We start from the raw sequence: 19243 nt of genomic DNA on the forward strand, positions 1-19243 counted from the left end.
CCCGGGTTCGCAAGGAGTGTCCGGATGCCAGAGATCAGGCCCATGCGAGCGGACGCGAGGCGTAACTACGAGCGGCTGCTGACGGTGGCCGCCGTCGCCTTCGCCGAGCACGGGGAGAACGCCTCGCTGGACGACATCGCCAAACGGGCGGGCGTCGGATCCGGCACCCTCTACCGGCACTTCCCCACACGTCAGGCGCTGCTGGAGGCGGCCTACCTGGACCGGGTCGAGGCGATCGCGGCCCGGGCGGACGCGCTCGCGGAACATCTGCCGCCGGGCGAGGCCCTGATGGCCTGGCTGCACGAACTCTGCGTGGGGAGCCTTCAGGTGCGCGGGCTCAAGGCCCTGGTGGGGTCGGCCGTCGCGGACGGCGGCCCGGCGGCGCTCACGGTCTGCGGCACCTCGATCAAGGGCGCGGCGGCCCGGCTGGTGGGGGCGGCGCAGCGGGAGGGGACCCTGCGGGCGGACATCGAGCCGATCGAGGTCCTGAGACTGGCGCACGGGGTGGCGACGGCCTCGGAACTGGCCGACGGGCAGGGCACGCACATCCACCGCTATCTCTCGCTGCTGGCCGAGGGGCTGCGTCCCTGAGGAGCGGCCGGGGACGCGCCCGCGGACAGGGACCGGCCCGGTCCGCGGGCACCCCGGAAGTATGTGCGGCCGCTGGGCTGCCGACCACAGGGCCGCTACAGGGCCTCCGCGGCCGGCTTCACCATGTTCCGCACCGTGCGGGCCTTCACGAAGTCGCCCATGGCGGTCATGTCCCACTCCCCGGAGAACTGCCGGATCAGCTTGGCCATCATCACGCCCGTCTGCGGTTCGGCGTTGGTGAGGTCGAAGCGGACCAGCTCCTCGCCGGTCGCGTCGTCCAGCAGACGGCAGTAGGCCTTGGCGACCTCCGTGAACTTCTGCCCGGAGAAGGAGTTCACGGTGAAGACCAGGCCCGTGACCTCTTGAGGGAGGCGTCCGAGGTCAACCGTGATGACCTCGTCGTCGCCCCCGCCCTCTCCGGTGAGATTGTCGCCGGAGTGCTGGACGGAGCCGCTCAGGATGGTCAGCTTGCCGAAGTAGCAGCTGTCGACATGGTTGCGCTGGGGGCCGTAGGCGATGACCGAGGCGTCCAGGTCGATGTCCTTGCCGCGGAAGGCGGGCTCCCAGCCGAGGCCCATTCTGACCCGGGACAGCAGGGGTTGGCCGCCCTTGACCAGGGACACGGTCTGGTTCTTCTGGAGGCTGACCCGGCCCTTGTCCAGGTTGATCTTCCCGGCGCCGGGGGCCGGGGCGGGCGGAGCCGGGGCAACGGCGGGCACTGGCGGAGCCGCGGCGGGCACCGGCGGAGCGGCGGCCGCGGCGGGCGGCGCCGCCGGGGGCGTCGGCGCGGTGGCGGGCGCCGGGGGCTGCGGAGAGGGCGCGGTGGTGGGAGCCGGGGGTGCGGCGGGCTCCTCCACCGTGACGCCGAAGTCGGTGGCGATGCCCGCCAGACCGTCCGCGTACCCCTGGCCGACGGCGCGTGCCTTCCACGCGCCGCCCCTGCGGTAGACCTCCACGACCACCAGCGCCGTTTCGGTGCCGAGCTGCGGCGGGGTGAACGTGGCGAGGACGCTGTTGTCGTCCGCGTCGCGGACCGTGGCCGTCGGCTCCACGCCCTGGAAGGTCTGGCCCGCGGCGTCGGGGCTCGCGGTGACCACGATCTTCTCGATGCCGTCCGGGACCCCGGCGGTGTCCACCGTGACGGAGTCGGGGGCCGTGCCACCGCCGGAGCGGTAGCTGACACCCGGGCCCGAGGGCTGGTTGTAGAAGATGAAGTCGTCGTCGGAGCGCACCTTGCCGTCGCCGGTGAGCAGCAGTGCCGAGACATCGAGCCGCACCGGGGCGGCGACGTCGACGGTCACGCGGGTGGCTGCGAGCGCGATGTTCGAGCCGGGGGTCATAGCTGTCATACCCCGTGAACGAACGGGCCCGCTTTACCGTTCCCTTACCGACGGCCGGATGGCCGACCCGGCCGCCTCCCCGGATCCGCTACGGCACCACCACGATCTTGCGTCCCACGCCCGCCGCGAACTGCTCCAGCGCCTTCGGGTACTGCTCCAGCGGGATGCGGTCGCTGATGAACACCTCGGGGTCCAGCACCCCGCCCGCGAACAGCTCCGCCGCCCGCTCGAAGCTGTGCAGCACCGCCATGGAGCCGGTGATGGTGATCTCCTGGTTGTAGATGCGGTACGGGTCGATGGTGACCCGGGTTGCGTAGTCCGCCACGCCGAACTGGAGGAAGGTGCCCGCCTTCGCCACCCGGCCCAGGCCGTCCTGGATCGCCGCCGCGTTGCCGGTGGCGTCGACCACCAGGTCCCAGCCCTGGGGGCGGTCCAGTTCGTCGGGGTTCGCCGCGGCCCCCGAGACACCGAGACCGCGCGCGGTCTGGAGGCGTGCCGGGTTCACGTCCACCACGTCCACGCTCGCCGCGCCGGTGCGCTTGGCCAGCTCCAGCATCATCAGGCCCATCGTCCCGGAGCCGTAGATCAGCACATGCGCGCCCAGTTGTGACTTCAGCACGTCGTAGCCGCGCACCGCGCAGGACAGCGGCTCGATCAGCGCCGCGTCCTCGGTGAGTACGTGCTCGGGGAGTTTCACGCAGTTGGCCACGGGCGCGACCGCGTACTGCGCCGCCCCGCCCGCCGTGGTCACCCCGATCGCGGCCCAGCGCTCGCACATGTTGTTGTGCCCGGCGCGGCAGTACCGGCACTCGAAGCAGTACAGGGAGGGGTCCACGGCCACCCGGTCGCCGACCGACACCTCGGTGACCTGGGTGCCCGTGCCGACCACGGTGCCCGCGAACTCGTGCCCGGGCACGATCGGCAGCTTGGGCGCGAACTCGCCCTGGAGGATGTGCAGATCCGTTCCGCACAGTCCGCAGGCCGCGACCTCCACGACGACGTCGCGGGGCCCGGGCGTCGGGTCCGGGACCTCGGTGACGACGGCGCGGCCCACGGACTCGATGACGGCGGCCTTCATTTCACGGCTCCCAACGACAGGCCCTGGACCAGCTTGTCCTGGGCGGCGAACCCCGCGGCGAGCACCGGCAGGGAGATCACGAGCGACGCGGCGCACACCTTCGCCAGGAAGAGGCCCTGGCTGGTGATGAAGCCGGTCAGGAAGACGGGCGCGGTCTCGGCGACCACCCCCGTGAGCACCCGGGCGAAGAGGAGCTCGTTCCAGCTGAAGATGAAGCAGATCAGCGCGGTGGCGGCGATCCCGGGCAGGGCGATGGGGGCCACCACGCGGGTGAGGACCGTGGGCAGCCGGGCGCCGTCGATCTGCGCCGCCTCGATCACCGCCACCGGGACCTCGGCGAGGAAGGACTGCATCATCCACACCGCGATCGGCAGGTTCATCGAGGTGTAGAGGATGACCAGGAGCCAGATGTTGTCGAGCATCCCGGCGTTCTTGGCGAACAGATAGATGGGCAGCAGTCCCGCCACCACCGGGAGCATCTTGGTGGACAGGAAGAAGAAGAGGACGTCGGTCCACTTCTTCACCGGTCGCACGGACAGCGCGTAGGCCGCGGGGAGGGCCAGCAGCAGGACGCAGAGCGTCGACGCCAGCGATGCCACCGTGGAGTTGATCAGCGAGGGCCAGGGGCTGGCGCCGCCGCCCACGCCGAAGAAGTCGCGGTAGCCGTCCAGGGTCAGGGCGGCCCCGAAGGACGGAGGGTTGGTGGCGGCGTCGGCCTCCGAGTGGAAGGACGTCAGGGCCATCCAGGCGATGGGCAGGAAGAACAGCAGCCCGGCCAGCCAGGCCAGCAGGCCGAGACCGGCTCCGCGGCGGCTGCGGTTGCGTACGGCGGCGGGGCGCCGGGGGGCGGTGCGTTCGGCGACGGCGCTCATGCGCGGGACACCTCCTCGCGGAACAGGGACGACACCACGCGCAGGGCGAAGGTCGCGATGACGATGGAACCGAGGACGACCAGGACGCCTGCGGCCGAGGCCAGGCCGTTCTCATGGGCCTGGTAGAAGCTCTGGTAGACGGTGTAGGGGAGGTTGGCGGTGCCCAGCCCGCCGGAGGTGAGGGTGAACACCGCGTCGAAGTTCTGGACGATGTAGATCGAGCCCAGCAGGGCGCCGAGTTCGAGGTAGCGGCGCAGATGCGGCAGGGTGAGATGGCGGAAGATCTGCCAGTTGCTCGCGCCGTCCACCCGGGCGGCCTCGGTCTGCTGGTGGTCGCGGCTCTGGAGGCCCGCCAGCAGGATCAGCATCATGAACGGGGTCCACTGCCAGATCAGCGAGGCCTCGACCGCGAGCAGCGGGGTGTGGGAGATCCAGTCCGGCTGCGGGCCGCCCACATAGTGCAACAGCCCGTTGAGCAGGCCGTATTCGGGGTTGTAGAGCACGTGCTTCCAGAGCAGGGCCGCGGCGACCGGGACCACGAGGAAGGGCGCGATCAGCAGGGTGCGGACAAAGCCCCGGCCGCGGAACCTGCGGTCCAGGAGCAGGGCCAGGCCCAGCCCGAGCACCAGGCTGACCAGCACCACCGCGACGGTCAGCAGGACCGTGGTCCACACCGAGTGGCGCAGGTCCGCGTCGGTGAGGACCTGGCGGTAGTTGTCGACGCCGGTGAAGTGGCGGGCCTTCGGATAGAGGGCGTTCCAGTCGAAGAACGAGATCACCAGGGTGGCCACGAAGGGCAGCTGGGTCACGGCGATCATGAAGATCAGGGCGGGCAGCAGCGGCGCCCGGGTGGCCCAGGCGCGCAGCCGCGCCGGGGGCCGGTGCGCGGTGCGTACGGACGGGGCGGCCACGGAGGCCGCGGTCGTGGCGGTCATCGTCCCTTGTACTCCTTGGAGATCTTCTCGGCGAGCTGCTGGGACTTCCTCAGGGCCGCGCCGACCGACTGGCGTCCGGCGATGGCCGCGCTGATCTCCTGGGACACCTTGGTCCCGAGGTCGGTGAACTCGGGGATGTCCACGAACTGGATGCCGGGCGCGGGACGGGGCTGCACGCCGGGATCGTTGGGCCGGGCGCCCTCGATGGCCTTGCGGGTCATGTCCTGGAAGGCGGCCGCCTGCTTGCGGTAGGCCGCGTTCTCATAGGTGGAGGCCCGCTTGCCCGCGGGCACGTCGGCCCAGCCGCTGGTGTCCCCGACGAGCTGCTCGTACTGCTTTCCGGAGGCCCAGGAGATGAACTTCCAGGCCTTGTCCGGGTTGCGGGACGCCTTCTGGAGGCCCCAGGCCCAGGTGTAGAGCCAGCCGGAGTCGGAGGTCTTCTCCACCGGTGCCGGGGCGTAGCCGAGCTTGCCCTTGACCGGGGAGCCTGCGGCCTCCAGCAGACCGGCCGCGGAGGTGGCGTCGTACCACATGGCGACCTTGCCCTGGGTCATGTTGTTGAGGCACTCGGCGAAGCCGGACTGCGCGGCTCCGGACTCCCCGTGCTGCCGCACCAGATCGACATAGAACTTTGTCGCCTTCTCGAACCCGGGTGAGTCCAGTTGCGCCTTCCAGTCCTTGTCGAACCAGGTGCCGCCGAAGGTGTTCACGACCGTGGTGAGCGGCGCCATGAGTTCGCCCCAGCCGGGCAGCCCGCGCAGGCAGATGCCCCGCATCCCGGGCTTCGCGCCGTCCGCCTCGGCGGCCAGGTCGGCCACCTGCTGCCAGGTGGGGTGGGCGGGCATGGTCAGGCCCTTCGCGGCGAAGACGTCCTTGCGGTACATGAGGAAGGACGACTCCCCGTAGAACGGCTGCCCGTAGAGCCTGCCGTCGTCGCCGGTCAGCGACTGGCGCATCGGCCCCAGGATGTCCTGCTCGTCGTAGCCGGGGTCCTTGGCCGTGTACGAGTTCATCTCGTGCAGCCAGCCGTTGCGGGCGTAGATGGGTATCTCGTAGTTGCTCAGGGTGGCCACGTCGTACTGACCGGCCTGGTTGGCGAAGTCCTGGCTGATCTTGTCGCGGACGTCGTTCTCCGGCAGCACGGTGAAGTTCACCTTGATGCCGGTCTCCTTGGTGAAGTGCGACGCGGTGAGTTTCTGCAACTCCACCATCTGCGGGTTGTTGACCATCAGGACGTTGATGGAGTTGCCGCCGGAACCGGACCCGCCCGCTCCGACCCAGCAGCCGGAGAGGAGGGGGGCGAGCAGCGTCCCTGCGGCGGCCATGGCGAGCGTCGCTCGCGGCCTCCGTCGGCTCTGGGTGCGCATGGATCGCTCCTGGACGTTTGGGGAGATAAGGGGCGCGCACGGGTGTGGTCGTGCCCCGGGGGACGGGGGTGGTGGGGGTCGAGGGCGGGCGGGGTCAGACGCGGAGGACCTGGGGTCCCTGCAACGAGTAGCGGTGGGCCTCGGAGGCCGGCAGCAGCGTGCTGGTGACGATCGCCTCCAGGGCGGCCACCTCCGCGAAGCGGCAGAAGCTCACCGCCCCGAACTTGGTGTGCACCCCCGCGAAGACGGTGCGCCGCGAGGCCCGGATCGCCTGGGCCTTGACCTCGCTGACCGCCGGGTCGGGGGTGGTCAGCCCGTGTTCGCGGGAGATGCCGTTGGCGCCGATGTACGCCAGGTCGATGACGAACCCGGCCAGCATCTTCGTCGTCCAGTGGTCGACGGTGGCGAGCGTTCCCGGCCGCACCCGGCCGCCCAGCAGCAGGACCGTGGTGTTCTCGGCCTCGGCGAGCACCCCCGCCGTGGCGAGGGAGGCGGTGACCACCGTCAGCGGGCGGTCCCGGGGCAGCGCCTCGGCGATCAGCTGGGGGGTGAAGCCCTCGTCCACGAAGAGGGTCTCCGCGTCCCCGAGCAGCCCGGCCGCGGCGGCCGCGATCCGGCGCTTCTCGGGCACATGGCTGGTGGCGCGGAAGGCAAGGGTCGTCTCGAATCCGGCGCTCTCCACGGGATAGGCGCCGCCATGGGTGCGGCGGACCAGTCCGTGGTCCTCCAGGGCGCGCAGATCGCGCCGTACGGTCTCCTTGGCCACGCCCAGTTCGGTGGCGAGCGTGGTGACGTCCACCGCGCCCGCGCGGCGCGCGGCCTGGACGATCTCCCGCTGGCGCTCCTCCGCGGTCCTCGTCGTCATCGTCGCCTCCCGCCTCCCTCCACTGGTCCGCCGGTCCGGGTGGCCGGTTTCGCCCCTGGGGGCGGTCCGGCCGTGCCCGTTCGGGCCCTGGAGGATTTTTTACAGCGGGCGCGCGGCGGTGACCAGGTCTGTTGCATGCCCGGATGTGCCCGATCCCGCCTGTTCGGTCAACGCGGTGCCCGTCGCGGACCTGCGGGGGAGCGGGGGAGGCGGTGGGAACGGGCGGCCTCGGCGCCCGGAACGGGGGGCGGCCGGGCCCGTTCGGTGCCCGTCCGCCCCGCCGTACGTCCTCAGTGCGGTCAGTACGGCCAGATCGGGGGGTCGGTGACGAAGTGGCCGCCGAGGCGGGCATGGGCCGGGTTCTCCGGGTCCAGTTCGCCCTGCTCGGCGAGGAGCGCGGCGGCGTAGCGCTCGGAGTCGTCCCGGGGCTCGTAGCCGAGCGCCCGCGCGCTGCCGAGGTCCCACCACAGGCGGGTGTTGGCGGAGGAGCCGTGGACGACGGTGTGGCCGACGTGCTCGGCGGTCAGGGCGGCGTGGAAGAGGCGGGCGCAGTCCCCGGGGCTCAGCCAGAGGGAGAGCATTCGCACCCCGGTCGGCTCGGGGAAGCAGGAGCCGATGCGCACCGAGACGGTCTCCAGGCCGTGCTTGTCCCAGTAGAGCTGGGCGAGGTCCTCGCCGAAGGACTTCGACAGGCCGTAGAAGGTGTCCGGGCGGTGCGGGGTGGTCACCGGGATCAGCGGGTCGCCGCCGCGGGGGACCGGGGTGCAGCCGACCGCGTGGTTGGAGGAGGCGAAGACGATCCGGCCGACGCCCTCCTCCCGGGCGGCCTCGTACAGGTGGTAGGTGCCCTCGATGTTCGCGCTGAGGACCTTCTCGAAGGTGGACTCGACCGAGATGCCCGCGAGATGGATGATCGCGTCGACGCCCCGTACGGCCTCCCGCAGGGCCGTACGGTCCGCGAGGTCCGCGGTGACGGCGTCCGGTTCGCCCTCGACGGGCCGCACGTCCAGCAGCCGCAGCCGGTAGCCGTACCCGGGCAGCAGCCCCCGCATCAGGGTGCCGACACCGCCGGCGGCGCCGGTGAGCAGCACGGTGCGGGGCTCGGTGCGCGGAGCGGTCATCCTCGGGTCTCCTCTTCTGCGGCTCGCCCGACGGGGACTGACCGGGGCCGACCGGCACCGGCCGGGGAGGCGACGGCCGCATTCGTGTACGGCATTCACATGCATGGAAACGCTAGGGAGGTGCGGTCCGGCCCGTCAAGTGTCGCGCCCGGGCGAGGGAAGTGTCGCGCGCGGGCGCGGTATTCGCCTCCGGGTTCCCCGGTCTGTGTGCTTGACCGGCCCCGCGGCGGGGTCCTAGCGTGGATGCGTTCAGGAATATGGACATGGATCAGAAACATGCACCACGGTGTGCCGTCGATGTCCGTCTTCCGGCGCCTGCTCAAGGGAGAGTCCGTGACCTCAGCCCCTCTCGCCGCCCGGCTCGGCGTCCCCAGCGGGCCGCTGTTCTTCCCCGTGACCGCCTACGGCCCCGACGGCGCCCTCGCCCCCGATGTCTTCCGCGCGCATGTCCGGCAGGGGGTCGAGGCGGGGGCCGCCGCCGTCTTCGCCTGCTGCGGCACCGGGGAGTTCCACGCGCTCACCCCCGAGGAGTTCCAGGACTGCGTCCGCACGGCCGTCGAGGCGGCCGGGGGCCGGGTGCCGGTGGTGGCGGCCACCGGATACGGCCCCGCGCTCGCCGTGCGCTACGCACGGCTCGCCGAGGAGGCGGGCGCCGACGGGCTCCTCGCCCTGCCGCCCTATCTGGTGGCCGCGGGCCAGGAGGGACTGCTGCGGCACTACCAGGAGCTGGCCGCGTCGACCTCGCTGCCGATCATCGTCTACCAGCGCGACAACGCCCTGTTCACCCCCGGGACCGTGGTCCGGCTGGCCCGCACGGACGGTGTCATCGGCCTCAAGGACGGACTCGGCGACCTGGACCTGATGCAGCGCATCGTCAGCGCCGTACGCACCGAGGTCCCGGAGGACTTCCTCTACTTCAACGGCCTGCCCACCGCCGAGCAGACCCAGCTCGCCTACCGCGGCATCGGCATCACGCTGTACTCCTCCGCCGTGTTCTGCTTTGCCCCGGAGATCGCCCTCGCCTTCCACAAGGCGCTCACCGCGGGCGACGACCCCGCCGTCCACCGCCTCCTCGACGGCTTCTACCGCCCGTTGGTCGAACTGCGCGCCGAGGGACGCGGCTACGCGGTCTCACTCGTCAAAGCGGGCGTCCGGCTGCGGGGACTCGATGTCGGCGGGGTACGGCCGCCGCTGCACGATCCGCCCGCGGAACACATCGAACGGCTCGGCCGTCTCATCGACCGCGGCCGGGCGCTGCTGCGGGACGGCGGATGAAGGCCTCGGCCTTTCTCTACCCCTGGGACGTCGTCGGTGACCCGGAGGCCGCGGACCGGATCGCGGCCCTCGGTGTCCACCGGGCGACCCTGGCCTCCGCCTACCACTCCACCCGCGCCCTCACCCCCCGCCATCCGCGTCACCGCGTTGTGACGGCCCGTCATGCCGCCGTGCTCTACCAGCCGGACGCGCGCTGGAACGGCAGGGCGCTGCGGCCCTACCCGGCCGCGGACTGGGCCCCGGGCGACGCCTTCGGTACGGCGGCCGAGGCCCTGGCCGCAGCCGGGGTCGAGGTGCACTCCTGGGTGGTGCTCGCGCACAACTCCCGCCTGGGCGAGGAACATCCGGACACCTCGGTCGTCAACGCCTACGGCGACCGCTATCCGTGGGCGCCCTGTATCGCGCAGCCCGGCATCCGCGCGTATCTCGTGGACCTCGCCGCCGAGGCGGGCGCCCGGCCGGGCGCCCGCGGCACCGAACTGGAGTCGCTCGGCTGGTACGGCCTGGCGCATCTGCACGCCCACGACAAGACCGGTGGGGTGCGGCTCGGGGACGCCGGTCAGTATCTGATGTCGCTGTGCTTCTGCGCCGTCTGCCGGGAGGGCTACGGGGCACGGGGACAGGACGCCGAGGAGCTGGCCGCGGCGGTACGGGCCGCGCTACAGCCACTGTGGCGCGGCGCGCCACCCCGTGGTGTGTCACCTGGTGGTGCGTCTTCCCGTGCCGCGTCACCTCGCGGTGCGGCCTCCGTCGGTGCGTCCCCCGCCGGCGGGGACGGTTGGGCGGGGATCGAAGCGCTGCTGGGCGAGGACCGTGCCGCCGCCGCCCGGGCCTGGCGCGAGGATGCCGCCCGCACCCTCCAGGAGGCCGCGGTGGCGGCGGTCCGCGCGGCCGCGCCCGACGGCTTCCAGGTGCTGCTGCACGCGGACCCGGTGCCGTACCACTGCGGAGCCAATGCCGGGGTGGACCCCGCGCACATCCTCTCCGTGGCGGACGGCGTGGTGGTGCCCTGCACGGGCGGGCCCGGGCTGCTGACCCCGTTCGCGGAGCAGCGCCGGGCGGGTGCCGTGCTCGCGGCCAACCTCACGGTGGTCTCCGGCATGGGCGGCAGCCCGGCGACGCTGGCGCGGGACGCCCGGGCGGCCGCGGAGCGGGGCGCCGGTGAACTGCGGCTCTACCACGCCGGTCTGGCCTCCGACGGCGACCTGGCGACCGTACGGAAGGCACTCGCCCAACTCTGAATCGCAAGGGCGCTGGATCCCGTCCACGCGCCCCTGTTCCGGTCCCGGGAGCCCAATGCACCTACCCCATAAGTCGGATGACATTCCATCCGTAGATATCGATCACGCAACGGGGGTCGCGCACGGGTGGGTGACGCGCGTAGAAATCCTGTCATGCATAAGTCACTTCGCATCGCGGCCCTCGTCGCCGCCTGCGCCGTCGCCGGCGGGGCCCTGTACGGCGCGGGCGCGGCCACCGCCGGTCAGTCGACGGCGAACTCCACCCGCGAGCCCTACAACATCGGGCTGCTGGTCAAGGACATCGACACCTACTACGGTGCCACGCTCGACAGCAACGGCGTCTACCAGGCGTCCCCGGACAGCCCGTACGCCAGGGACCTGGCGCGCGTCGAGTCGTCCGCCAAGCACTCCATCGACCGGGCGGCCCGCTCGGCGCACCGCCACGGCGAGAAGCCCGCGGTCGTGTTCGACATCGACGACACGCTGCTGCTCAGCCTCGACTACGAGAAGAAGACCAACTACACCTACAACTCGGCCAGCTGGGCCGACTACGTGGCCAAGGCCGACCGCCCCGCCGTCCCCGGCACCCCGGCGCTCGTCCGCTACGCCCAGTCCAGGGGCGTCGAGGTCTTCTACAACTCCGGCCTGACGGAGGCCCAGCGCTCCGCCGCGGTCGAGAACCTGAAGAAGGTCGGCGCCGACGTCAATCTGGACGCCGCCCACATGTTCCTCAAGGACGCGGCCAACCCGCCGTCCTACCTGAAGGACTGCGCCGCCCCGGGCAGCTGGAAGTGCAGCACCGTCCAGTACAAGTCCGGCACCCGCGCCCACATCGAGGACCTCGGGTACCGGATCATCGCCAACTTCGGCGACCAGTACTCGGACCTCGACGGCGGCTACGCCGACCGGACCTACAAGCTGCCGAACCCGACGTACTTCGTCGGCTGAGTGCGCTGATCCCACGGGCGAACGCCCCCGCCGGTCGTCACCGGCGGGGGCGTTCCTGCTGACGGCCAGGGGGGTGAGCCGTCAGCTCCATGCGGTAGGACGGCCGGAGAGCGGCCGGGGTTGCCCCGGACCCGCCCCCGGCGGGGACAACACGCCTCCGGGCGGCCCTAGTTCTTCAGCGCCGCCTTCATCATCGCCTTGGCGACGGGCGCCGCCAGCCCATTGCCGCTGACCTCCGAGCGTGCCGCGTCCGACTGCTCGATGATCACCGCCACGGCGACCTCCTTGCCGTTGCTGTCGGACTTCGCGTACGACGTGAACCAGGCGTACGGCGTCTTGCTGTTGTTCTCGCCGTGCTGGGCCGTACCCGTCTTGCCGCCCACCGTGGCGCCCGGGATGCGCGCGTTGGTGCCGGTGCCCTGCTCGATGACCGTCCGCATCGCGGACTGGAGCTGCTCCGCGGTGGAGGAGCGGACGACCTGCCGGGACTCCGGGTCCTTGTTGTCGTCCTGGAGCACCTGGCCGTCGCCGTCGGTGATCTGCGCGACCATGTGCGGCGAGACCAGCTTGCCGCCGTTGGCTATCGCCGCCGACACCATGGCCATCTGGAGCGGGGTGGCCGTGACGTCGAACTGGCCGATGCCCGTCAGCGCCGTCTGCGCCTTGTCCATGCCCTTCGGGAAGACGCTCGCGTAGGCGCGCACCGGCACGTCCTGCTGCTCGTCGTTGAAGCCGAACTTCTCGGCCATCGCCCGCACCTTGTCCTGGCCGAGGTCGACGGCCATCTTGCCGAAGACGTTGTTGCACGAGTAGCGCAGGGCCTGGCGGATCGAGGCGTCGGTGCAGGGGGCGTTCGGGTTCTCGTTGGGCAGGTCATGGGTGGAGCCCGGCAGCCGGTAGGGGATGGGGCTGTCCGTCTTCACATCCACCGAGGAGTACAGCCCGTCCTCCAGCGCGGCCGCCGCGACGACCAGCTTGAAGGTGGAGCCCGGCGGCAGCGGCTGGCGCAGCGCGCGATTGGTGAGCGGCTTGTCGGAGTCGTCGATGAGCCGCTTCCAGGCCGTTCCGGCGGTGTTGGCGTCGGTCAGCGACGAGGGGTCGTACGACGGGGTCGACACCATCCCGAGGATCCGGCCGGTGGCGGGGTCGATCGCGACCGCCGCGCCCTTCGTCTCGCCGAGCGCCCGGTAGGCCGCCTTCTGGACGCCCGGGTCGATGGTCGTCACCACGTCGCCCGGATCGGCGCGCTTGTTGGTGATCGTGTCCATGGCTGTCTTCAGCCGGGTGTCCGTGCCGTTCAGTACGTCCTGGTAGATGCCCTCCAGCTGGGTGGGCGCATAGGCCTGCGAGGCATAGCCGGTCACCGCCGCGTACAGCTTGCCGTCCGTGTAGGTGCGCTTGTACGCGAGGTCGCCGCTGCCGGCCTTCGCCGAGCCCGTGACCGGGCTGCCCCCCACGATGATGTTTCCGAGCGGTCCGGCGTAGGTCCTGATCGCGTTCCGCCGGTTGTTCTTGTCGTCTGCGAGCGCCTTGCTGTCGTAGAACTGAACCCAGGTCGCCCTGACCAGCAGGGAGACCACCAGGAGCAGCGCAAAGACCGATGCGCGTCTGATTGTCTTGTTCATCCCGCTCGGAAGACGAGCGGGACGGCGGGGATCGTTCCCTTCCGCCTCGTTTTCTCACCGGGCTCTCATGAAGCGGGCGGCGGCGCGGGAGCCGCAGCGGCGGAGGCGGCGGTGTCGGGGCGGCGGGTCGCAGTCGTCGGGTCGGCGGGTCACAGCCGTCGCGTCGCCAGTGTCAGCCGGTCCCGGGCGTCGAACAGCGCGTCCTTGATCATCTGTTCATGGGCGGGGGTGAGCCGGGCCACCGGGACCGAGCAGCTGATCGCGTCGCGGGCCGGGGTGCGGTAGGGGATGGCGACCCCGAAGCACCGCAGGCCGAGGGTGTTCTCCTCGCGGTCGACGGCGAAACCCTGTTCGCGGACCTGGTGCAGCTCCTCGATCAGCTTCTCCCGGTCCGTGATGGTGTGCTCGGTCAGCGCGGGGAGCGTCTCGGGCAGCAGCTTGCGCACCTGCTCGTCCGTGCAGGTGCTGAGCAGCGCCTTGCCCAGGGAGGTCGAGTGGGCGGGGAGCCGTCGGCCGACCCGGGTGAACGGGCGCAGATAGTGCTGCGACTGCCGGGTGGCGAGGTACACCACATTGGTGCCGTCCAGCCGGGCCAGATGGATCGTCTCCGTGGTGTCGTCGGACAGCCGGTCCAGAGTGGGGCGGGCCGCCGCCACCACCTCGTCGCCGTCGATGTAGGACGTGCCGACCAGCAGCGCCCGTACGCCGATGCCGTAGCGCGTGCCGGTCGCGTCCGTCTCCACCCAGCCCAGCTCCACCAGCGTGCGCAACAGCATGTACAGGCTGGACTTCGGATAGCCCACGGCCTCCTGCACCGCGGCCAGGGAGTGCATCCCGGGGCGCCCGGCGAAGTACTCCAGCAACTCCACTGTCCGTACCGCGGACTTGACCTGTGCCCCGCCGCCTGTCTCCCCTGCCGGCATCGCCTTTGGCCCCTTCGTTCGACGGGTAGCTGGAGATAGAGTCTCCACGTAGCACATTCACCATCTCAGACGGCGTTCAGTATATCGAACGCTCCCGATGGCCGCCGGACGGATTGCGGCACGACATCTGGAGGGACCCGCGGTGGCAGCAGCACCAGTCTGGAGTGTCGACCCCCGTACCGGGAAGCGGCGGGAACAGGTCACGGCGGAGGCCACGGCCGGGGACGTGGACGCCGCCGTCCGCGCGGCCCACGCCGCCCGGGGAGCCCTCGCCGACCGCACGGTCCGCGCCGCCTTCCTGCGCACCGCGGCCGCCCGGCTGGAGGCCGCCGGGGAGCGGCTGGTCGGCACCGCCGACGCGGAGACCGCGCTGGGCCCGGTCCGGCTCACCGGCGAACTCGCCCGCACCTGCTATCAGTTGCGGGCCTTCGCGGACCTCGTCGACGAGGGCGCCTTCCTCGACGTGATCATCGACCACCCGGACGACACGGCGACCCCGCCGGTCCCGGACCTGCGCCGCTACAAGGTGCCCCTGGGCGTCGTCGCCGTCTACGCCGCCTCCAACTTCCCCTTCGCCTTCTCGGTGGCGGGCGGGGACACCGCGAGCGCGCTGGCCGCCGGGTGCCCGGTGGTCGTCAAGGCCCACCCCGATCACCCCGCCCTGTCCGAGCTGGTCGCGGCGGCCCTGCGCGAGGCCGCCGCCGAGCACGGCATCCCCGGGGGCGCCGTCGGCCTGGTGCACGGCTTCGGGGCGGGTGTCGAACTGATCGGGCACCCGCTGGTCGCGGCGGCCGGGTTCACCGGCTCGGTGCGCGGCGGCCGCGCCCTCTTCGACGCGGCGGCCGCGCGCCCGGTGCCGATCCCCTTCCACGGCGAACTGGGCTCGCTCAACCCGGTCCTGGTCACCGAGGCGGCGGCCGCCGAACGCGCCGAGGCGATCGGGGCGGGGCTGGCGGGCTCCATGACGCTGGGCACGGGCCAGTTCTGTGTGAAGCCCGGTCTGGTCCTCGTCCCCGCGGGCGCGGCGGGCGACGGGCTGGTGAAGTCGCTGGCGGAGGCCGTCGGCGGGGTGGCGGCCGGGGTCCTGCTGGACCACCGGATGCGGGACGCCTTCCTCGCCGGGGCCGCCGAGCGCGCCGCACTGCCGGGCGTGGAGTCCCCGGTGGTGCCGGGCGCGGGCGGCGAGCACACGGTGAGCCCGGGCGTGCTGACCGTCCCGGCCGGGAACCTGACCGCCCCGGGCGCCTGCGACCTGCTGCTCGAGGAGTGCTTCGGCCCGGTCACCGTGGTCGCCCGCTACGAGGACGGGGCCCAGGCGGGGCAGGTGCTGTCCCGCCTGCCCGGCACCCTCACGGCGACCGTGCACCTGTCCGAACGGGAGGCCGCCGGGGAGGGCCGCGGCGCGGCGATCCTGGCGGAGCTGACCGCGCTGGCGGGCCGCGTCCTGGTGAACGGCTGGCCCACCGGGGTGGCGGTGGCGCACGCCCAGCACCACGGCGGCCCCTACCCGGCCACCACCTCCACCTCCACCTCGGTCGGCGGCACGGCGATCGAGCGATGGCTGCGGCCCGTGGCGTACCAGGGCGTCCCCGGGGCGCTCCTTCCGCCGGAGCTGCGGGACGACAACCCGCTGGGGCTGCCGCGGCGGTACGGCGGACGACGGGAGCGCTGACGGCCCGGCCCCCGGACCGGGAGCTGGGACACTCGCCGCATGGACCTCGAACTTCCCGAACTCCCCTTCCTGTTGCGGACCTACGGGCCCCCGGGTCACTGGTCCTACGAGGACCGGGTGCTCACCGGCTGGGCTGGGGCCCGGGAGGATCGTTTCGTTCCGCCCACCGGTGAGGGACTGGACCCGGCCTCGGACGCACCCCGGCTGCTCGGCGCCCCGGAGGGCGACTTCCAGCTGATCGCCCGGGTCACCGTCGGTTTCAACGCGTCCTTCGACGCGGGCGTGCTCTGGGTGCAGGTGGGGGAGCGGGCCTGGGCCAAGCTCTGCCTGGAGTACGCGCCGGACGTGCCCACGGTCTGCACGGTGGTGACGCGCGGGCACTCCGACGAAGCCAACTCCTTCACCGTGGAGGGCAGTTCGGTGTGGCTCCGGATCAGCCGCACCGGCCGGGCCTTCGCCTTCCACGCCTCCCGGGACGGAGAGCGGTGGACCTTCGTCCGCCTGTTCACCCTGGGCGACGCGCAGGAGACGGGCGCGGCCCTGGTGGGATTCATGGCACAGTCACCGGTGGGGGAGGGCTGTGTGGTCACCTTCGACCACCTCGCCTACCGCGACTCCTGGCCGCAGGGGCTGCGGGACGGCTCCTGAGCGGACGACCGGACCCGCCCGCGCCCCGGACCACCGCGGCCGGAGTGGTTCTGGACGCCCCGTCCGCCCGGAACCGTCCCGTCCGCCCGGAACCGCCCCGGCCCCGCTCACGTCCTCCCCGTCATGATCGAAGACCGTACGACCGACCGCACGACCGGCCGCCCGGTGATCCGCAGCGCGCTGCCCGCCGAGGTGGGGACCATCGCCGCGCTGCACGCACGCGCCCGGGCGACCTACTATCCGGACGGGCTCCCGCGGGACGACTTCGACTGGACGGCCGCCTGGGAGAGCGCCGTCCGGCGGCCGGACGGACAGGTGCTGTGCGTCGCCGCCGCGGGCCGTGTGGTCGCCGTGGCTTCCTTCCGTCCTCCTGAGGACGCGCCCGACGGGACCGTCAAGCTCTTCCAGTTCCATGTGGACCCCGATCACTGGCGGCGCGGCATCGGCAGCGCACTGCACGCGGCCTGCGCCGAGCAGTGGGCGGCCGACGGCAGGCACACCGCCGTCCTGGACGTGCATGTGGACAACCGGCGCGCCCAGGCCTTCTACGCCCGTCACGGCTGGCTCCCCGACCCGGAGGACCCGCCCGCAGAGGGCGACCACCACCTCTGTCTCCGGTACGCCGTGCGGGCACTCCCGGGCGAGGCGGGAGAGAGGGAATGAAAACGGACGCTTGAAGGTTCACGTACATGACGGAGGAGTGCTCCGCACCCGTACGGACTGGAGAGAAGCCGAACATATGCGCGTCGAGATCTGGAGCGACATCGCCTGCCCCTGGTGCTATGTGGGCAAGGCCCGCTTCGAGAAGGCGCTCGGGGCCTTCCCGCACCGGGACGAGGTCGAGGTGGTGCACCGCTCCTTCGAGCTGGACCCGCACCGTGCCAAGGGCGACGTCCAGCCGGTTCTGGCGATGCTGTCCGGGAAGTACGGGATGAGCGCGGCGCAGGCCCAGGCCGGGGAGGACAACCTGGGCGCCCAGGCCGCCGCCGAGGGCCTGGACTACCGCACCACCGGGCGTGACCACGGCAATACCTTCGACATGCACCGGCTGCTGCACCTCGCCAGGGAGCGGGGCCGCCAGGACGAGCTGATCCAGATCCTCTACCGGGCGAACTTCGCAGAGGAGCGCTCCGTCTTCTCCGAGGGCGACGAGCGGCTGGTGGAGCTGGCCGCGGAGGCCGGACTCGACACCGAGGAGGCACGCCGGGTGCTCGCCGACCCCGCCGCCTACGCGGACGCCGTGCGCGCCGACGAGCGGGAAGCCGCCGAGCTGGGGGCGAACGGTGTGCCGTTCTTCGTCCTCGACCGCGCCTACGGCGTCTCCGGCGCCCAGCCCGCCGAGGTCTTCACTCAGGCGCTGACGCAGGCCTGGGGCGAGCGTTCCCCGCTGCGGCTGATCGAGGACGGCGGAGCGGAGGCCTGCGGTCCGGACGGCTGCGAGGTGCCCCGCACCTGAGTGAACGGGCAGGTCGCGGGCATTCCATAAGCACTCCTTGGCGGTACCGCGCAGAAATGCGCAATGGACTGTGACTTCGGCGGGCCGCAGAGTGGTCCCATGGAGATCCTCGAGACCCTCGTCCGGACCGAGTTCGCCCCGAAGAACACCTATCTGAACACCGCGAGCACCGGCCTGCTGCCCGCCCGCACCGTCGACGCCATGCGCACCGCGCTGGAGGCGGCGGCCGCCGGGCGGCCGACCGACATGTTCGCCGACGTCGAGGCCGCCCGCGCCTCCTTCGCCCGGCTCATCCGGGTCCCCGTCCGCCAGGTGGCGGCCGGGGGCTCGGTCGCCGTCTACACCGGACTGATCGCAGCGGCTCTGCCCGAAGGGGCCGAGGTGCTCACCGCCGACGGCGACTTCAGCTCCGTGGTCAACCCCTTCCACGTCCGCCGCGACCTCAAGGTGCGCAGCGTGCCCCTGGAGCAGATCGCCGAGGCGGTGCGGCCCGGCACGGCGCTGGTCGCCGTGAGCGCCGCCCAGTCGGCGGACGGCCGGATCGCCGACCTGCCCGCGATCCGCGCCGCCGCCCTCGCGCACGGGGCGCGCACCTATATCGACGCCTCACAGGCCGCGGGCTGGCTGGACCTCGACGCGAGCGCCTACGACTTCGTCGCGGCCGTCGCCTTCAAATGGCTGCTGTGCCCCCGGGGCGTGGCCTTCCTGACCGTCCCGGAGGACCTCGGCGGCCTCAGCCCGCTGTTCGCCGGCTGGGTCGCGGGCGAGCACCCCTGGGACAGCTGCTACGGCCCCGTCGAGGAACTTGCCCACTCCGCCCGGCGGTTCGACGAGAGCCCCGCCCTCTTCTCCTACGCCGGTGCCCGCCGCTCCCTCGAACTCCTGGAGGAACTCGGCACGGACACCGTACGGGCCCATGACCTCGCTCTCGCCGAGCGCTTCCGCACCGGACTGCGCGGCCTCGGCCATGAGCCGCTCCCCGCCCCGGGCTCGGCGATCGTCTCCGTGCCCGGACTCGGCTCCCGCCAGGCCGGGTTGAGCGAGGCGGGCATCGAGACCTCCGACCGCGCGGGCAACCTCCGGGCCGCCTTCCACCTCTACAACACCCCCGAGGACGTCGACCGCCTGCTGGCCGCCCTGGACGCATGACCCCGCGGCGGGCCGGTGACCGCCGCAACGCAGTGGGACCCGCCACCCTGGGAAGGATGGCGGGTCCCACTGCGTTGCGGGAGCTTGCATGCCCGGCCCGAAGGGTAGTCCCACACCACCACACAGGCCCGGCATGC

At 72.2% G+C, this 19243-nt stretch carries 18 protein-coding genes; 9 read left to right on the plus strand and 9 right to left on the minus strand.

All coding sequences use genetic code 11. The annotated features are described in order from the left end of the window. Positions 1-24 precede the first annotated feature (24 nt). Positions 25-591, plus strand: coding sequence for a TetR/AcrR family transcriptional regulator (locus tag ACIHAA_RS28455; protein WP_399822096.1), 567 nt, complete (start codon positions 25-27; stop codon positions 589-591). A gap of 95 nt (positions 592-686) precedes the next feature. On the opposite strand, the gene ACIHAA_RS28460 is transcribed toward ACIHAA_RS28455, so the two are convergent. From ACIHAA_RS28460 to ACIHAA_RS28490, 7 genes are all read right to left on the minus strand, one after another. Beyond that, a complete protein-coding gene (locus tag ACIHAA_RS28460) occupies positions 687-1931 on the minus strand; it encodes a TerD family protein (RefSeq protein ID WP_399822238.1) in 1245 nt (414 codons plus the stop codon). Between the two features lie 88 nt (positions 1932-2019). Continuing rightward, a complete protein-coding gene (locus ACIHAA_RS28465; protein WP_399822098.1) occupies positions 2020-3009 on the minus strand; it encodes a zinc-dependent alcohol dehydrogenase family protein in 990 nt (329 codons plus the stop codon). Further along, positions 3006-3881, minus strand: coding sequence for a carbohydrate ABC transporter permease (locus ACIHAA_RS28470; protein ID WP_399822100.1), 876 nt, complete (start codon positions 3879-3881; stop codon positions 3006-3008). The genes ACIHAA_RS28465 and ACIHAA_RS28470 overlap by 4 nt, the downstream gene beginning before the upstream one ends. Further along, positions 3878-4816 carry a carbohydrate ABC transporter permease gene (locus tag ACIHAA_RS28475; RefSeq protein WP_399822103.1) on the minus strand — a complete coding sequence of 313 codons (939 nt, stop codon included), beginning with the start codon at positions 4814-4816 and terminating at the stop codon, positions 3878-3880. The genes ACIHAA_RS28470 and ACIHAA_RS28475 overlap by 4 nt, the downstream gene beginning before the upstream one ends. Beyond that, on the minus strand, positions 4813-6183 hold the full coding sequence (locus tag ACIHAA_RS28480; protein ID WP_399822104.1) for an ABC transporter substrate-binding protein: 1371 nt from the start codon (positions 6181-6183) through the stop codon (positions 4813-4815). The genes ACIHAA_RS28475 and ACIHAA_RS28480 overlap by 4 nt, the downstream gene beginning before the upstream one ends. 94 nt (positions 6184-6277) lie before the next feature. After that, positions 6278-7048 carry a DeoR/GlpR family DNA-binding transcription regulator gene (locus tag ACIHAA_RS28485; RefSeq protein ID WP_399822106.1) on the minus strand — a complete coding sequence of 257 codons (771 nt, stop codon included), beginning with the start codon at positions 7046-7048 and terminating at the stop codon, positions 6278-6280. Between the two features lie 299 nt (positions 7049-7347). Beyond that, on the minus strand, positions 7348-8169 hold the full coding sequence (locus ACIHAA_RS28490; RefSeq protein WP_399822108.1) for an NAD-dependent epimerase/dehydratase family protein: 822 nt from the start codon (positions 8167-8169) through the stop codon (positions 7348-7350). Positions 8170-8502: 333 nt separating this feature from the next. Between ACIHAA_RS28490 and ACIHAA_RS28495 the strand changes: the two genes are divergently transcribed. The 3 genes from ACIHAA_RS28495 to ACIHAA_RS28505 all read left to right on the plus strand — a co-directional run bounded on the left by ACIHAA_RS28495 (position 8503) and on the right by ACIHAA_RS28505 (position 11633). Then, positions 8503-9444: a 5-dehydro-4-deoxyglucarate dehydratase gene (locus ACIHAA_RS28495; protein ID WP_399822111.1), complete on the plus strand. Its 942-nt coding sequence runs from the start codon at positions 8503-8505 to the stop codon at positions 9442-9444. After that, complete coding sequence (locus ACIHAA_RS28500) at positions 9441-10685, plus strand: hypothetical protein (protein ID WP_399822113.1); 1245 nt, start codon at positions 9441-9443, stop codon at positions 10683-10685. Before ACIHAA_RS28495 ends, ACIHAA_RS28500 begins: the two co-directional genes overlap by 4 nt. 153 nt (positions 10686-10838) lie before the next feature. Beyond that, entirely contained in the window at positions 10839-11633 is a 795-nt protein-coding gene (locus tag ACIHAA_RS28505) for an HAD family acid phosphatase (protein WP_399822116.1), read from the plus strand. A 167-nt stretch (positions 11634-11800) separates the two neighbouring features. Here the strand turns inward: ACIHAA_RS28505 and ACIHAA_RS28510 are convergent, their stop codons facing one another. Together ACIHAA_RS28510 and ACIHAA_RS28515 are read right to left on the minus strand one after the other, a co-directional pair. Further along, the gene (locus tag ACIHAA_RS28510; RefSeq protein WP_399822119.1) at positions 11801-13258 is read right to left on the minus strand and encodes a peptidoglycan D,D-transpeptidase FtsI family protein; all 1458 of its coding nucleotides are present in this window, start codon (positions 13256-13258) and stop codon (positions 11801-11803) included. Positions 13259-13407: 149 nt separating this feature from the next. Beyond that, the gene (locus ACIHAA_RS28515) at positions 13408-14181 is read right to left on the minus strand and encodes an IclR family transcriptional regulator (RefSeq protein WP_399822122.1); all 774 of its coding nucleotides are present in this window, start codon (positions 14179-14181) and stop codon (positions 13408-13410) included. A gap of 142 nt (positions 14182-14323) precedes the next feature. On the opposite strand from ACIHAA_RS28515, the gene ACIHAA_RS28520 reads away from it, so the two are divergent. The 5 genes from ACIHAA_RS28520 to ACIHAA_RS28540 all read left to right on the plus strand — a co-directional run bounded on the left by ACIHAA_RS28520 (position 14324) and on the right by ACIHAA_RS28540 (position 19106). Then, the gene (locus ACIHAA_RS28520; protein WP_399822124.1) at positions 14324-15853 is read left to right on the plus strand and encodes an aldehyde dehydrogenase (NADP(+)); all 1530 of its coding nucleotides are present in this window, start codon (positions 14324-14326) and stop codon (positions 15851-15853) included. Between the two features lie 39 nt (positions 15854-15892). Next, positions 15893-16501 (plus strand): DUF1349 domain-containing protein, encoded by a 609-nt coding sequence (locus ACIHAA_RS28525; protein WP_399822126.1) that lies wholly within the window; start codon positions 15893-15895, stop codon positions 16499-16501. A gap of 123 nt (positions 16502-16624) precedes the next feature. Continuing rightward, complete coding sequence (locus tag ACIHAA_RS28530) at positions 16625-17164, plus strand: GNAT family N-acetyltransferase (protein WP_399822128.1); 540 nt, start codon at positions 16625-16627, stop codon at positions 17162-17164. Between the two features lie 76 nt (positions 17165-17240). After that, positions 17241-17957, plus strand: coding sequence for a DsbA family oxidoreductase (locus tag ACIHAA_RS28535; protein ID WP_399822130.1), 717 nt, complete (start codon positions 17241-17243; stop codon positions 17955-17957). A 99-nt stretch (positions 17958-18056) separates the two neighbouring features. After that, on the plus strand, positions 18057-19106 hold the full coding sequence (locus tag ACIHAA_RS28540; protein ID WP_399822132.1) for an aminotransferase class V-fold PLP-dependent enzyme: 1050 nt from the start codon (positions 18057-18059) through the stop codon (positions 19104-19106). The last annotated feature ends 137 nt before the right edge of the window (positions 19107-19243 follow it).

This window comes from Streptomyces sp. NPDC052040, assembly GCF_044548405.1.
Classification (GTDB): Bacteria; Actinomycetota; Actinomycetes; order Streptomycetales; family Streptomycetaceae; genus Streptomyces.